The sequence below is a fragment of the Mesorhizobium sp. ES1-4 genome, assembly GCF_020164745.1.
In the GTDB taxonomy this organism is placed as follows: domain Bacteria; phylum Pseudomonadota; class Alphaproteobacteria; order Rhizobiales; family Rhizobiaceae; genus Mesorhizobium.
Map to the genome: position 1 here is coordinate 217,142 of NZ_JAIUGV010000009.1, position 13,604 is coordinate 230,745.

At 63.1% G+C, this 13,604-nt stretch carries 13 protein-coding genes, 1 pseudogene and 1 riboswitch; of the genes and pseudogenes, 13 read left to right on the top strand and 1 reads right to left on the bottom strand.

The window, feature by feature from the left end; translation table 11 throughout:
• Positions 1–394 precede the first annotated feature (394 nt).
• The 3 genes and pseudogenes from LB556_RS19160 to LB556_RS32015 all read left to right on the top strand — a co-directional run.
• A complete protein-coding gene (locus LB556_RS19160; RefSeq protein ID WP_224569296.1) occupies positions 395–1,963 on the top strand; it encodes a glycosyltransferase family 39 protein in 1,569 nt (522 codons plus the stop codon).
• Positions 1,964–2,143: 180 nt separating this feature from the next.
• Positions 2,144–2,662, top strand: coding sequence for a peptide-methionine (S)-S-oxide reductase MsrA (gene msrA / locus LB556_RS19165; protein WP_224569297.1), 519 nt, complete (start codon positions 2,144–2,146; stop codon positions 2,660–2,662).
• A gap of 557 nt (positions 2,663–3,219) precedes the next feature.
• Positions 3,220–3,483, top strand: a pseudogene (locus LB556_RS32015) (formyltransferase family protein); the annotation flags it as partial.
• Positions 3,484–4,117: 634 nt separating this feature from the next.
• Here the strand turns inward: LB556_RS32015 and LB556_RS19175 are convergent.
• The gene (locus tag LB556_RS19175) at positions 4,118–4,426 is read right to left on the bottom strand and encodes a hypothetical protein (protein WP_224569419.1); all 309 of its coding nucleotides are present in this window, start codon (positions 4,424–4,426) and stop codon (positions 4,118–4,120) included.
• A 261-nt stretch (positions 4,427–4,687) separates the two neighbouring features.
• Positions 4,688–4,801, top strand: a riboswitch (TPP riboswitch).
• On the opposite strand from LB556_RS19175, the gene LB556_RS19180 reads away from it, so the two are divergent.
• From LB556_RS19180 to LB556_RS19225, 10 genes are all read left to right on the top strand, one after another.
• Positions 4,792–5,400, top strand: a complete 609-nt coding sequence (locus LB556_RS19180; protein ID WP_224569298.1) for a Ykof family thiamine-binding protein — start codon at positions 4,792–4,794, stop codon at positions 5,398–5,400. It overlaps the preceding riboswitch by 10 nt.
• A gap of 43 nt (positions 5,401–5,443) precedes the next feature.
• Positions 5,444–6,262, top strand: coding sequence for an ABC transporter permease (locus LB556_RS19185; protein WP_224569299.1), 819 nt, complete (start codon positions 5,444–5,446; stop codon positions 6,260–6,262).
• Positions 6,259–7,020 carry an ABC transporter ATP-binding protein gene (locus LB556_RS19190; RefSeq protein WP_224569300.1) on the top strand — a complete coding sequence of 254 codons (762 nt, stop codon included), beginning with the start codon at positions 6,259–6,261 and terminating at the stop codon, positions 7,018–7,020. Before LB556_RS19185 ends, LB556_RS19190 begins: the two co-directional genes overlap by 4 nt.
• Positions 7,013–8,029 (top strand): ABC transporter substrate-binding protein, encoded by a 1,017-nt coding sequence (locus tag LB556_RS19195; RefSeq protein ID WP_224569301.1) that lies wholly within the window; start codon positions 7,013–7,015, stop codon positions 8,027–8,029. The genes LB556_RS19190 and LB556_RS19195 overlap by 8 nt, the downstream gene beginning before the upstream one ends.
• 198 nt (positions 8,030–8,227) lie before the next feature.
• A complete protein-coding gene (locus tag LB556_RS19200; RefSeq protein ID WP_224569302.1) occupies positions 8,228–8,923 on the top strand; it encodes a methyltransferase family protein in 696 nt (231 codons plus the stop codon).
• 288 nt (positions 8,924–9,211) lie between these two features.
• The gene (locus LB556_RS19205; protein WP_023769518.1) at positions 9,212–9,376 is read left to right on the top strand and encodes a DUF3309 family protein; all 165 of its coding nucleotides are present in this window, start codon (positions 9,212–9,214) and stop codon (positions 9,374–9,376) included.
• A 367-nt stretch (positions 9,377–9,743) separates the two neighbouring features.
• Positions 9,744–10,469 (top strand): GntR family transcriptional regulator, encoded by a 726-nt coding sequence (locus LB556_RS19210; protein WP_224569303.1) that lies wholly within the window; start codon positions 9,744–9,746, stop codon positions 10,467–10,469.
• 3 nt (positions 10,470–10,472) lie between these two features.
• Positions 10,473–11,519 (top strand): ADP-ribosylglycohydrolase family protein, encoded by a 1,047-nt coding sequence (locus LB556_RS19215; RefSeq protein ID WP_224569304.1) that lies wholly within the window; start codon positions 10,473–10,475, stop codon positions 11,517–11,519.
• Positions 11,516–12,493: a PfkB family carbohydrate kinase gene (locus LB556_RS19220; protein ID WP_224569305.1), complete on the top strand. Its 978-nt coding sequence runs from the start codon at positions 11,516–11,518 to the stop codon at positions 12,491–12,493. The genes LB556_RS19215 and LB556_RS19220 overlap by 4 nt, the downstream gene beginning before the upstream one ends.
• 40 nt (positions 12,494–12,533) lie before the next feature.
• Positions 12,534–13,595: an ABC transporter substrate-binding protein gene (locus LB556_RS19225; protein WP_224569306.1), complete on the top strand. Its 1,062-nt coding sequence runs from the start codon at positions 12,534–12,536 to the stop codon at positions 13,593–13,595.
• Positions 13,596–13,604 lie beyond the last annotated feature (9 nt).

The following is a 13,604-nucleotide window of genomic DNA, read 5'->3' on the forward strand; positions in this document are numbered from 1 at the left end:
GCCTTGGCTCGCGCCAGGGCGGGGCTTTTTTGCATTTGCAGCTCAAAGCGCGTTTGAACTCACGAATTGCGGTCCGCTACTGCTCCTGGTGCGCGCGTCGCTCGCCACGCGGGCAGCAGCGGCCAGATGCTGGTCGTGGCCTGCGCCATGAACATTCTGGCTTTAGGGCCGTGGCCACGGACAGGGCGCGAGAATGGCGGCATGCTGGTGATGCATCGAGTATCCGGGATGTTCAAGTGGGGTCAGGCGTGCGGACTATTCTGCCCGGTGAGGGCAACGGGGCGTCGAAATTCCCGCTCGAACTTGGTGCTGCAATGGCACACAAGTATACTTTTTTGTAAGCTTTGATGTTGGGGGCTGTTCGGCAAACCGGGCGATGTGGTCTAACGGCCGCATGGCGGGAATTGACGACTCCATCGATGGTTGGGTGGCGGCAGGGTTGCCCGCCGTGGGGATCGACTCGTCGTCGGTCTGGCCCGGGCTGCTTCGTCATCCGTGGTATCTGCTGGCGCTTTTGTGCCTGATGCAGATCCTGTGCTGGACGGTGGTGCCGGCGCTTGTCGATCCCGCGCCGCCCGGCGACGTCGTGGAAGGTTTCATGTGGGGCCGCGAATGGGTGCTTTTGACCTACAAGCATCCGCAACTCCCCGGCTGGCTGCTCGAAACCAGCCATCTTCTGACCGGTTCGTTCCGCTGGCCCCAATATCTAGTCGCTCAACTGACGATCTCGGCCACCTTCGTCCTGGTCTATCTGCTGGCCCGCGACATGCTCGGACAACGCCGCGCGCTGGCAGCCGTGCTTTTGATGCCATCGATCTATTTCTTCGGCTGGCCGACCCCGCAATTCAATCATGATTATGCGCAGATGCCCTTCTGGGCCGCCATCTGCTGGCTGCTTTGGCGCGCCGGCCGCGGCGGCGGGCCAGGCTGGTGGCTGGCGCTCGGACTGGTGTCGGGCGTCGGGCTCTATGCCAAGTTCTCCACCGGCCTGCTACTTGCCTTCGGCGCTCTTTGGCTCCTGTCCGACGCGCGCGCACGCAGCCGGCTGGCGACACCCTGGCCATGGTTCGGCCTGGCCGTTTTTCTCACAGTCGCCGCGCCGCTGGCCATTGCGCTCTACCGCATCGATTTCTTGCCTCTGACCTATTTCGCCGACCGCGATGCTTGGGTATCCGAACATCGTGCGCGCCTCTACTACATCGGTGTCCAGATGGCCGGGCTCTCCGGCTTTCTCCTGGTGCTGGCGATATCGGGGCTGTTGTGGCGCTCACCAGCCCCGCGAGAGCCGGTCGAGCGCGGTAAGCTGGCCTATCTGCTGTGGATGGGGCTGGGCCCGGCGACGCTGATCATGGTCGCCTCCTTGTTCACCGGCACCGGCGAAGCCTGGGGGGCGCCGATGTACAATCTTGTCGGCGTGGTGGTGCTCGCCTTCCTCGGCCAGCGGCTCGGCGCCGTCGAGATGCGAAGGCTGGCGATCTGCGCCTTCGTCTGCATCCTCACCATGTCAGGCGCCTATGCGGCCATTCGCTGGACGGGCTGCAATGTGCGGGGGCGCATGGATGCTGTCTGCTGGCCGGCGCAGCAGATCTCGGACGAGGCCGAGGTCGTCTGGCACGCGGCGGCGCCCGGCCGGCTCGACATCGTGGGCGGGGACACGAATCTGGCAATGCTGGCGGGCCTCAATGCCTACGACAAGCCATCGATCTTCACGGACCTCGATATGCGGTTCGCGCCCTGGATCACGAGGCAGCGGCTGCGCGACCACGGCATGCTGATGGTTTGGCGGGGCCCTGGCGTGCCCTCACAATTGCGGGCATGGTTGAACAACATTCCGGTCAAGACCGTTCTCTTCAACTGGTCGCGCGAGGCGCCGCCAGTGGCGATCAGTTTTGCCGCCATCCCGGCTGGCAACCGTTACCTGCCAGTCGCCGCCAGCAGCCGAACCCGGCATCCGCGCAGCTGAGCGGCGTCATACAACCTATCTCCGAGGCGCTTTTCTTGAGTGCTACCCATTGGCCGCTCGTCCGACTGGACGAAGCAGGCGACAATGCCCATTTATGGGGATATCCAAATTTGTTTTCGCGCAATTCCCGACGGAAAACGGCTAAGCTTTCTCCGGGATTGCCTTTTGAGGAGACGTTACATGGCGACTTCGAGCGAACGTGCAGTGCTTGCCGGCGGCTGCTTCTGGGGCATGCAGGATCTGATCCGGCGCTTCCCGGGCGTCCTTGCCACACGTGTCGGCTACAGCGGCGGCGACGTGCCGAACGCCACCTATCGCAACCATGGCACGCATGCCGAAGCCATCGAGATCACCTTCGATCCGGCGAGTATCAGCTTCCGTCAACTTCTGGAATTCTTCTTCCAGATCCACGACCCGACGACGCGCAACCGCCAGGGCAACGATGTCGGCATGAGCTATCGCTCGGCAATCTACTACACCAGTGAGGAGCAGAAGCGCGTGGCGCAGGACACTATCGCCGACGTCGACGCCTCCGGACTGTGGCCCGGCAAGGTTGTCACCGAACTCGCGCCGGCCGGTGCGTTCTGGGAGGCCGAGCCCGAGCACCAGGACTATCTGGAGAAATATCCCAATGGCTACACCTGCCATTTCGTCCGGCCGGGCTGGAAACTGCCGGTTCGTGAGAAGGCGGTTTCGTAAGGTCACGGGTCGCTTCTGGCCGCGGGCAGGCATGGACGCTTCGTCGATTGCCAAAGACTACCAACAGCGAACTGTCGACCATCCGTCCGGCGGTTGACAGTCCGCTGCGTTGCTGACCAACTGCGCAGGCTGGATCGATTTCAAGGGGGGTGAGCATGAGGAAGACCTACGAAAAGCCTGTTTTGATGAAGCGGGAAAGGCTCTCGAGTGTTACCGCGGCAGCACTGCTCTCTCCCAAACCGGGCTGACGGCTCGGCCGGCCGTTTGGTCTTGCCAGGACGGATTTCCGAGGGTGCTTGGATCGCTGGCGCGGCGGCATGCGACGTGTTGCTCCGCCAGACTTTGGGAAGATGATTTCTTCCGAGCCTGCGTCCCATGCTGGGCAGCTCAATGCGGTTTTCATACTGGACGTTTCTGCTTACACCGGGCCGCTGCTTTCCGGCTGGATAGAAGCGGGCAACCGTATAGGCGCGATTATCGTGCCTGGCTTTCAGCGCCCGTCCAGAGGCTTCAGCATTGGCAATTTTCGGCGCAGGCTGAGGCGCCGGCTTCTGCTCATGCGCCATCTCGGCAACACACCGGTGAAGCTGATCGAATTCCGCCGGCCGTACGACTGGAACGAGCTTGGCCGACAATTGCCTGATATCGCTGCGGACGTACTGATCTGCTACGCTTTCCCGACCTTGATCCCACAACAGCTGCTCGGCCTCTTTCCCAAGGGTGGGCTTAATTTTCATCCGGCGCTGCTGCCGAACTACCGGGGTCCGCATCCTCTGCATCGCCTCGTCACGGATGCCCAGCATGCCGTTCACGGCGGCGTGACACTGCATAAGATGTCCGCCAATTTCGATGACGGCGACATTCTCGGACAAGTGCCGTTCTCCGAGGCAGCCTGGGCATCGCGGCGGGACATGATCGACAGCGTGGCGACCGCGATGCGCAGGCTGGTGCGCGAGGTGGCGCCAGCCTATTGCAAGGATTTGGTGTCCGGGATGCGGCAGCCGACCGGTGATTTCGTCTGGGCGCGACTTGAGTGGGATCACATGGTGATTTCATCCGACATGTCGATCGAGCATGTTGGGCGTTTGTGGCGCGTGCTGGGCGCCAATCCCGGTATTTATCTGGACGTCGCAGGCCGCCAGGTCAGGTTGGCCTTCCAGATCAGCCGACTTGGTCCGCCAACGGGAAAGGGTCCGGTAAGGCGATGGGGAAGGGTGGAGTTCGATCTTGCCAATGGCCGGGTGCTTTACCTCACCTACGGCCGCCTGCTCAAACGGCTGATGAAAATCGACGCTGCGCTGCCACGCTCCCAGGCCGGAAAGCCGTCCCCTGAAATAAGGGTGTTTGGCAAGGTGGATAACAGCACAAGGGTCACGACAGGCTGGTCGTGGCGGATACTGAACCGGTGCGCATGGAATTGCGGACCGAGGTCCGCAACTCCTATGCCGCGAAAAGCTACTTTCCGCAGTTCTTGTCGTTCACGGTCGGCGCGGTCGCGTTGCCGTTGGCATCCATCTGCGCGCCCTGCGGATTGGTCGGGCAATTCTTGTCAGCGTTGGAGTTCATGTCGCCCGGCGCGACCGTCGTGCTGCTGGTTGAGCCCTGATCGATCGTATTGGGCGAAGCCGGCGTGCTCGGGTCTACAGTGACCGACTTGCCGCTGCCGCCGGACCCGTCCGCGCCGGCTGCGCTATTGCTTTGCGCCATGGCGGATGTTGCAAGGGCAATGGTGAAGGCCGAAGCCGCGAGGATTTTCATGAACATGGTCGTCTCCATTTCTGTTAATTCATCGCCGTAACGGTCATACGTAAACCATTGACCGTTATATCTCTTCATTCCGCGAGAAACTGCGTCACGCGTTCCTGCAATTGCGTCTGCGACTGTTGGGACAACCTCTCGGCATCGCGAAGGTTCCAGACAAATTTCCGAGCCGGCGGGACACGATCGCCTCGCGCTGGTCGAACGCCTTTGGCGCAGCTTGCCGAAAAAATAGCTTCCCCAACCGACCGAATGGTGCTTTAACGCCGCCATCCACAGGGGTGCTCCGTACGGTCGGGGCTGAGACGGGGGCGGCAAGCCCACAGACCCTAGAAGCTGATCTGGGTAATACCAGCGGAGCGAGGCGGGCGATGTTTTCAGGCGCACAGGTTTCCCTATATCCCATGGCCGACGATTTTGTCGGTGTCATCCTGGGGGCGCTCGGCGCGCTCGATCCGTATCGCGACAAGCTCAGGATCGAGACGGACGAGATCTCGACCCTGCTGGTCGGCTCCCCCGAAATGTTGTTCCCCGCGCTGCGCGACCTTTTCGTGGCTGCGTCCGGCAGCGGCAAGCATTGTGTGCTGTCGGCAATCATTTCGCGCGGCTGCCCAGGTGAGCCAGACGATCCGATCTGCCGCTCCGACACGTTCGGCGGACCTGCCGGCCCACTCGGCCCGCGCAAGGAAGCCGCCATCGCCGCCGTGCGTGGCGCGTTGGCCACCGGCCAGCCAGCGGCGGCGCAGTTCTCGCTCTATGTGATGGGCACGAACGACCACATGGACGAGATCTATGGATGCATCGATTTCCTGAAGCAGTCCGGCGTCTACGAGCGCTCCAAGAATTTCTGCACGAAGCTGCGCGGCGATGCCGGCGCGATTTTCTCGGCGCTCGATGAAGCCTTCTGCCGGTTCGGGCCGGGCGCCGGCCACGTAACCCTCGATGTCACGGTTTCGGCAAACAGTCCCACTGCCGTCTGAACCGCTCGCGCCGATGCGCGAATGCCGTCAAGGTCATCCTCCCGTGGCTTCATCGTCATTCAACCCGCGCCACCTCGCGGGCCTCTTCGCCCAGGCAGCGCCGGCCGTGATATCCATCGGTCTGCTGCTTGTGGCGTGGGAACTTTACGTGAACCATTCCGGCATCAAGCCGACGGTTCTGCCGGCGCCTTCGCGCGTCCTCGAACAGGCGATGCTCAACCGCGACGCGCTGCTCGACAACGCCATTCCCACCATCCGCGCCACGCTGATCGGTTTTGCTTGTTCGCTCAGCGCCGCCTTCGCGCTGTCGATGCTGGTCGACTTCTTCCAGCCTTTGCGACGGGCGCTGTTTCCCGTCTTCATCGTCAGCCAGACCTTGCCGCTGGTAGCCATCGCGCCATTGGTGGTGCTGTGGTTCGGTTTCGGGCTGACGCCCAAGATCATGCTGGTGGCGTTGGTCACCTTCTTCCCGATGCTGGTGGCCCTGGTCCAGGGCTACGAGGCCACCGAGGTCGAAATCGGCCAGATGCTGCGCTCCATGGGAGCAGGGCGCTGGCGGGTCTTCTGGCTGGCACGGCTGCCTTCGGCACTGCCCTATTTCTTCGCTGGCCTCAGAATCTCGATCACCTATGCCGTGGTTGGCGCCATCTTCGCCGAATACGCCGGGGCGGCCAAAGGGCTGGGCATCTACATGCTCAACGCCAAGAACAATTTCCGCCCCGACCTGGTGCTCGCCGCCGTCGGCGTCAGCGCCGCGCTCACCCTCGTCCTGTTCGGGCTGACGGTGCTGCTGCAGCATCTTGCCATGCCTTGGGAACGAGCCGCCGGCAGGCAAACCGCCGGAAAAGGCCCGCACGCATGAGCCGGCTGGAAGTGCGGCATGTGCGCAAGGCGTTTGGCGGGCTCGAGGTGCTCGCCGACATTTCGCTGCGCGTGGATGCGGGTGAATTCGTCTCGATCCTTGGGCCTTCGGGCGCCGGCAAGTCGACGCTGTTCCAGCTTCTGACCGGCGCCGAGCATGGCGAGGGTGAGATGTTCTTCGACGGCGCGCCGCTCGACGATCATGGCAGGCATTTCGCTTTCATGCCGCAGCGCGACGCACTGATGCCGTGGCGCCGCATTCTCGACAACACGACGCTTGGGCTCGAAGTGCAAGGCGTCCACCGCAAGGCGGCGCGATCGCGGGTCGCGCCGCTGTTTGCCGAGTTCGGGCTTGCCGGCTTCGAGCGGCATTTTCCGGCACAGCTTTCGGGCGGCATGCGCCAGCGCGCGGCGCTGCTGCGCACCGTCGTGCAGGAACGCGACATGTTGCTGCTCGATGAGCCGTTCGGCGCTCTCGATGCACTGACCCGCGCGGCCATGCAGCGCTGGCTCGAACAGATGTGGCGGCATTATCGCTGGACGGCGTTGCTGATCACCCATGATGTGCGCGAAGCCGTGTTCCTGTCCGACCGCATCTATGTGCTGTCGGCGAGGCCGGCGCGTGTCGTGCGCGAGATCAAGGTGCCACTGCCGCGCCCGCGCGATCCGGCCGGCGCACGGCAGTCCGGGATACTCGAGGCCGAGATTCTCGATATTTTGCTCAACCTCCAGCCATCCAAAGGACATGACCATGACTGACTTGACGCGCAGGCAAGCTCTGCTGCTCACCGTTGCCGTTGGGGTGCCGCTGATCACCCGATCGAGCCGCTCCTTCGCGGCAACGCAAAACGTCACTGTCGCGCTGGACTGGACGGTCAACACCAACCACATCGGGCTGTTTGTTGCCCGCGACAAGGGATTTTATCGCGAGGCCGGCGTCGAGGTCGAGATACTGCCCTACACCGACACCGGCGCCGGCACGCTTGTCGCCGTCCGCGTCGCCGATTTCGGCATCAACGGCACCATCAGCCTGTTCACCCAGAAGGCCGCCGGCGCCGACTTGAAGGGCGTCTATGCTGTGGTGCAGTCAGAGACAGGCCGGTTGGTGTTCAATGCGGCGCGCAGCGAGATCAAAAGTCCGAAGGATCTGGATGGCCTGACCTATGGCGGTTTCGGCAGTGCCTGGGAGAACGCGCTGATCTCGACCATCATCCGCCATGATGGCGGCAAGGGCGATTTCGAGACGGTGACGCTCGGCACTTCCGCCTACGAGGCGCTGGCCAGCGGCGCGATCGACTTCACGCTCGAAGTGTCAACCTGGGAGGGCGTCGAAGCCGAACTCAAAGGCGTCAAGCAGCGCAGCTTCGTCTATGCCGACCATGGCGTTCCCGACGAGCACACGACGCTCATCTCTTCGAGCGAAGCGTATCTCCAGGCAAACCCCGAACTGGCGTCGTCCTTCATCCAGGCCACGCGGCGCGGCTATCAGTTCGCGGTCGATCATCCAGAGGAAGCCGCCACGCTGCTGATCGCCGCCAACAAGGATGCCCTGACCAATCCGACGGTGATCCAGGCCTCGCTGAAGGCACTGATCGAGGGGCACTATCTGCGCGGGCAAGACGGAGCCATCGGCATCATGGATCCGGCCAAGATGGAAGCGATTGGCTCCTATCTCTTCGCTGCGGGCATCCTGCATGATGTCGATGGTAAGAGTGCGGTGCAACGTCCGGATTTTGCGGGATATTTCAGCAATAGATACTTCAGATAGGCACCGGTGCGGAAACCGCGAAACGGTCCGCGTCGTCCGATATTGGAAGAAGGATATCGCCAAGATCGCAGCCCGACAAACCGCCAATCGGGACCTTGCCTATTCGCGTCGCCTTCGATCGGCTTGATGCCGATCTGATCTTCTCGGTTAACTGCCCGGCAATGGTTGCGTGCGAAGGTTCCCCGAGGAATCATCGGGATGCTCGCCTTGCTCATGTCAAAAAGTGACGCACTTTCGCGTGCAGCCGACAACAGGCTTTTGTCCGCAGCGCGCAAGCGCGAGATTCTGCTCGACCTGCGCGAAGGCTTCTTTCGCACTTGCGCCCTGCTGTGCGCGGCACTGTTCGTCTATCGCGGCGTCTATCAACTTATCGAGGATCCGACGCGGCTCAATGCAGCGCTGGTGGCGATTTCCGAGATACTCACCTTCACCTGGCTGCTTCTGTCGCGGCGTCCGGTGACGCGTGACTGGAATCCGCTTACGGTCATCGTTGCGGTGACAGCCAGTTTTGGCGTTGCGTTGATCAGCCTCCAACCGGGCACTGCGCTCGTCCCCCTTTATGTCGCCGCGCCGTTGCAGTTCATCGCGTTGTTGTTCGTTATCTGGGGCAAGATCTCGCTAGGGCGCTCTTTTGCGATCCTACCCGCCAATCGAGGCGTGATGACGGGCGGTGCCTATCGGCTTGTGCGGCATCCGATCTATGCCGGCTACCTCGCCGGCCATGTGCTCTTCCTTTTGTCGGCCTTTTCCTTCCACAACCTCGCCGTCTATTCGGCGATCACCTATCTCCAGCTTTACCGCGTCTTGCGCGAGGAAGCATTGCTGGCCACCGTGCCGGAATATCGCGCCTATATGGAACGCGTGCGCTACAGGCTGTTCTACCGGCTATTCTGAGAGCAAGATCGCCAAGGCACTGTAGTCAATCCCACTTGGCGTCGGCGTGATCGCACGCCGCTGAGGCCGAAGGAGACCGCGGAACCAGCCGTGAGGCTTCAACCGCACTCTCCTGGCCTCCGGTTGGTCGGAAAGCCCGCCGTCCAGGCGGGTTCTCGGGCCAAGTGTTCCTTAGCCGCGATGGTCCGGCGGAACGCCAGTCCCCCTAAAACGTTCATACATTGCAACATCCGAAATGGCGCGATGTTGAAACAGCGCAAAAGCGCTAATTCAGGAGCAGGGAAGGCCATGGGTCTCGGAACGATACTTATCATTATTCTTATTCTCGCGCTGCTAGGCGGCTTCAGTGGTCTCGGCGGTGGACCGTTCTACGGAACCGGTTATTACGGTGGTGGCGGTCTCGGACTTGTGTTGATCATTGTCATCATCCTCGTCGTCCTGGGGCGCATTTAGCAGGTCGACCCCGGCGTCGGTCGCAATAGCGTGAACACGCTCGGGCACAGGATTGTGATGTAGGCAAGCCGGCTTGTGATCCGGCATTCCCGCGGAAATCACTTATGGTGATTGCGGTCCACACCCCCCGTGGAGGACAGGGTCCCACCCCTCCATCCTCCTCCAAGGCCCGCTCCGGGTAGCCGGAGCGGGCTTTCTTTTTCATCAAAGCATTGCCTCCAAGCAAAGCACTGCCTCCAAGCGTTGGCTCGCCATCCGACGGATGGCCGGCGGCTTGGGCGAAACGTCCGTCCGCACCGATCGTTGACAGAGGCCACGCGGCAAGATATTGAACAGGGTTATACAGGTTCACTGAACAGGTACGCATATGAAACGGCGCGCGGTTCAACTATCTCCCGGCACGGCCAAGCCCGAGCTGATCGCGACCGTTCTCGAGCATGAGATCCGCTCGGGCGTTCTTGGTTTCGGTGACAGGCTGCAAAGCGAAAACCAGCTCGTCCAGCGCTTCTCCGTCAGCCGCAACACCGTCCGCAAGGGTCTCGAGGAGCTCTCCAGCCGCGGGCTGATCACCACCAAGGTCGGCATCGGCTCCTTCGTCACTTTTGACGGCAAGCCGGTCGATGACAGCATCGGCTGGTCGAGGGCGCTCGCCAATGCCGGCGCCAACGCCGAAACACGAACGCTGCGGCTGGAGGTGATCGAGGACGCCGAACTCGCGACCTTGCTGGACGTCGAAAGCCCCTTCTTCATCGCCGTTGACCGGGTGCGCACCAATGCCAGCGACGGTCACGCCATCTCCATCGAACGCAGCCGCCTGCCGCTGTCGCCAGAGCTGGAAGATGTGCCGCTGCGCGGCCTGCGCGAGGGTTCGCTGCATCAGACGCTGCGCGGTGCGGGGCTCATACCAGATCATGGCGAGGAGTGGGTCGACATCGAGATGCTGAACGCCGACGACGCCGCCATCCTCGGCTGCCCGCAAGGCACGCCATTCCTGCGCGGCCGCCGGCTGACGCGTGCGGCGGACGAGCGGCCGATCGAATACGTCACCAGCCTGCTCAATCCCGCGCATTTCGCGCTGCATATGAGGTTCTGAGCGATGCCGGACAACACCACGCTTGATCGCGCCATGGGCGCGCTTGCCGGCGGCGCGCTGGGCGATGCACTCGGCATGCCGACCCAGCTTCTGTCGCCGGCGCGGATTGCCGAACTCTATGGCCATGTCGAGGATTTCGTTGCGCCCTTCGCCGACCATCCGGTGTCGAAGGGACTGCTGGCCGGCACCATCACCGACGATACCGAACAGGCTTTGCTGCTTGGCCGCATCCTGATCGAGTCCGGCGACAGCTTCGACCACGCGCGCTGGGTCAACGCGCTGCTCGAATGGGAGCGCGAGGTCAAGGCGCGCGGCAGCTACGATCTTTTGGGGCCATCGACCAAGCGTGCTATCGACGCCATCAACAATGGCGTGCCGGCGGAAGAGGCGGGGCGTAGCGGCGATACCAATGGCGCTGCCATGCGTATCGCGCCGGTCGGCATCATGATGCCGCTTGGGCCGCTCGATGCCTTCGTCGGCAAGGTGGCCGAGACCTGCCGGGCGACGCACAACACCTCGATCGCCATAGCGTCGGCGGCAGCCGTCGCGGCGGCTGTCAGCAGCGGCGTCTCCGGTGGCGACTGGCGCGCTGCCTCGGGTAGCGCGGTCGCGGCGGCGCGGCGAGCGGCGACGCTGGGCCATTGGGTGACCGGCGGCGACATCGCCGCCCGGATCGTCTGGGCACAGGAACTGGTGCGCGGCAAGGCGCTGGGAGACGCGATCCGGCTGATCACCGAGCTGGTCGGCACCGGCGTCGCCAGCCAGGAATCGGTACCTGCTGCCTTCGCTGTGCTGGAAGTCGCCGGCGGCGATCCCTGGCAGGCTGCGGTCATCAGCGCCAATCTCGGCGGTGACACCGACACGATCGGCGCCATCGCTGCCGGCATGGCTGGCGCCTGCATCGGCTTCTCACGCCTGCCGCAGGATCGCATCGCCTGCCTCAAGGGCATCAACATGGCGCAAATTCGGGAGTTGGCCGCCGATCTTGTCGCGGCGCGGACGTCCAACGGTCGCGTCGGCAGGACCGGTTCCGGCAAGGATGCGGCATGAGTGGGCGTCTCGTCCATGTCGGCAGCGCGGTGGTGGACTATGTCTACCGCATCGACGCCTTGCCTGCGCCCGGCACGGAGAAGACGGCATCGAGCTATGCGCAGGTCGCCGGCGGCGGCTTCAACATGATGGTCGCGGCCAGCCGCACCGGTATGAAAGCGGTGTTTGGCGGCCAGCTCGGCAGCGGCCCGAACGGCGATTTCCTGCGTGCCGCCTTCGCCGCCGAAGGCATCGAGACGCTGACGCCGCCATCGCCGCTGATGGACAGCGGCAATTGCGTCGCCATGATCTCCAGCGACGCCGAACGCACCTTCGTCTCGTGGCCCGGCGCCGAGAGCGTCCTCAGCCTCGACCTGATGGCGCCGGTGGTGGTCGCGGCGGATGATTGGGTGTTCACGTCAGGCTACACTCTGAGCTATCCCGGCAGTGGCGATGCGCTGACCGGTTGGATCGAGGCGCTGCCGGCAGGCATCCCCTTCGTCTTCGATCCGACGCCGATCATAGCGGACATTCCACGTGCCATTCTCGATCGTGTGCTTGCCCGCACGACTTGGCTGAGTTGCAATATGGCGGAGGCGGCCGAGATCGCCGGTCCCGGCGGCGCCGAGGCCCTCGGGGCGCGGCTTCTAGCGGATCATTGCCCAAAGGCCGATGGCGTCGTCATCCGAGCGGGCGCAGGCGGATGCCTCGTCCAGTTGGCCGATGGCACGGCTCGGACCATAGCCGGTTTCAAGGTGGCGGCCGTCGATACCAATGGCGCCGGCGACACGCATATCGGCGCCTTCGTTAGTGCACTGTCGCGTGGCGTGCAGCCGTTCGAAGCGGCGCGCTATGCCAACGCGGCGGCCGCCATTTCGGTGACCCGCCATGGCGGTTCATCGGCGCCGGCCGATGCCGAAATCCAGATTTTTCTGTGCCAGGCCGCCGCGACCGGCGCGCCAGGCCAGACACAGAAGGCCCATCAGACAGCCTGACAAGCCCCGCCAAGCGGGCAAACAAAGAGAGGAACCCAACATGCGCATGCCAAGACTGACTGTTCTGCTGACGGCGACCGCCGTCTTCACCACCGCGCTCACGCTGGCCGCCAGTGCCGCCGAGGTGCATGTGCTCAACTGGAAGGGCTATGGCGCCGACGAGCCATGGGCCGTCGAAGCCTTCGAGAAAGCGACCGGCAACAAGGTCGTCAACGACTTCTTCAATTCCGAACAGGAAATGCTGACCAAGATCCGGACCAACCCCGGCCTCTATGACGTCGTCATGATCAACGCCGCCTTCAACGACCAGGCGATGGCTGAAAAGCTGATCCAGCCGATCGATACCTCGAAGCTGCCGAACTATGTCGATATCAGCAAGGACAAGGCCGGGTCGCCGATGCTCGACCATGACGGCAAGGTCTATGGCGTGCCATGGGTCTGGGGCCTGACCGCGCTCGCCATCAACGACAAATCCTTCGACAAGCCGCCGACGAGCATTGCGGAGATGTGGAACCCGGCCCACAAGGGCCGCGTCATCATCCGTGACGACGCGGTCGAGGCGGTGCAATTCGGCGCCATCGCCACCGGCCAGAACATCAACGACATCAAGGACATGAACGCGGTCAAGGCGAAGCTCACCTCGCTGATGCCGCAGATCAAGACGTTCTGGAGCTCGGAGAACGACTGGAACCAGATGGTCGCCTCCAACCAGATCGACATCGGCACCTATTGGAGCGGCTCGGCCGACCGCGCCAAGACGCATTTCAAGCTGCCGGTCTCGCTGGTCATTCCGCAGGAGGGCGCCGTTGCCTGGCTCGACGCCTTTTCCATTCCCGTCGGTTCCAAGAACGTTGCCGGTGCGGAGGCTTTCATCAACTACATGATAGACCCGAAATTCTACGTTGAATGGGTCACCAAGGTCGGCGCGCCAGTGTCGGCCAACACCAAGGCGGTGGAAGCGCTTCCGCAGGACGCCTTCAACCGCAAGGTCATGGGCGATCCGGCGGTGGCCAAGCGCATCCAGTTCCAGGCGCCGATCACCGACGCGCAGCGCGAGGCCTATCTGGCGCTCTGGCAGCAGCTCAAGGTCGACGTGAAGTAAAATGGTCCC

Coding starts and splice junctions, on each gene's coding strand:
- LB556_RS19160 (WP_224569296.1), top strand. CDS start 395: ATGGCGGGAATTGACGACTCCATCGATGGTTGGGTGGCGGCAGGGTTG.
- msrA (WP_224569297.1), top strand. CDS start 2,144: ATGGCGACTTCGAGCGAACGTGCAGTGCTTGCCGGCGGCTGCTTCTGG.
- LB556_RS19175 (WP_224569419.1), bottom strand. CDS start 4,426: ATGTTCATGAAAATCCTCGCGGCTTCGGCCTTCACCATTGCCCTTGCA.
- LB556_RS19180 (WP_224569298.1), top strand. CDS start 4,792: ATGTTTTCAGGCGCACAGGTTTCCCTATATCCCATGGCCGACGATTTT.
- LB556_RS19190 (WP_224569300.1), top strand. CDS start 6,259: ATGAGCCGGCTGGAAGTGCGGCATGTGCGCAAGGCGTTTGGCGGGCTC.
- LB556_RS19195 (WP_224569301.1), top strand. CDS start 7,013: ATGACTGACTTGACGCGCAGGCAAGCTCTGCTGCTCACCGTTGCCGTT.
- LB556_RS19200 (WP_224569302.1), top strand. CDS start 8,228: ATGCTCGCCTTGCTCATGTCAAAAAGTGACGCACTTTCGCGTGCAGCC.
- LB556_RS19205 (WP_023769518.1), top strand. CDS start 9,212: ATGGGTCTCGGAACGATACTTATCATTATTCTTATTCTCGCGCTGCTA.
- LB556_RS19210 (WP_224569303.1), top strand. CDS start 9,744: ATGAAACGGCGCGCGGTTCAACTATCTCCCGGCACGGCCAAGCCCGAG.
- LB556_RS19215 (WP_224569304.1), top strand. CDS start 10,473: ATGCCGGACAACACCACGCTTGATCGCGCCATGGGCGCGCTTGCCGGC.
- LB556_RS19220 (WP_224569305.1), top strand. CDS start 11,516: ATGAGTGGGCGTCTCGTCCATGTCGGCAGCGCGGTGGTGGACTATGTC.
- LB556_RS19225 (WP_224569306.1), top strand. CDS start 12,534: ATGCGCATGCCAAGACTGACTGTTCTGCTGACGGCGACCGCCGTCTTC.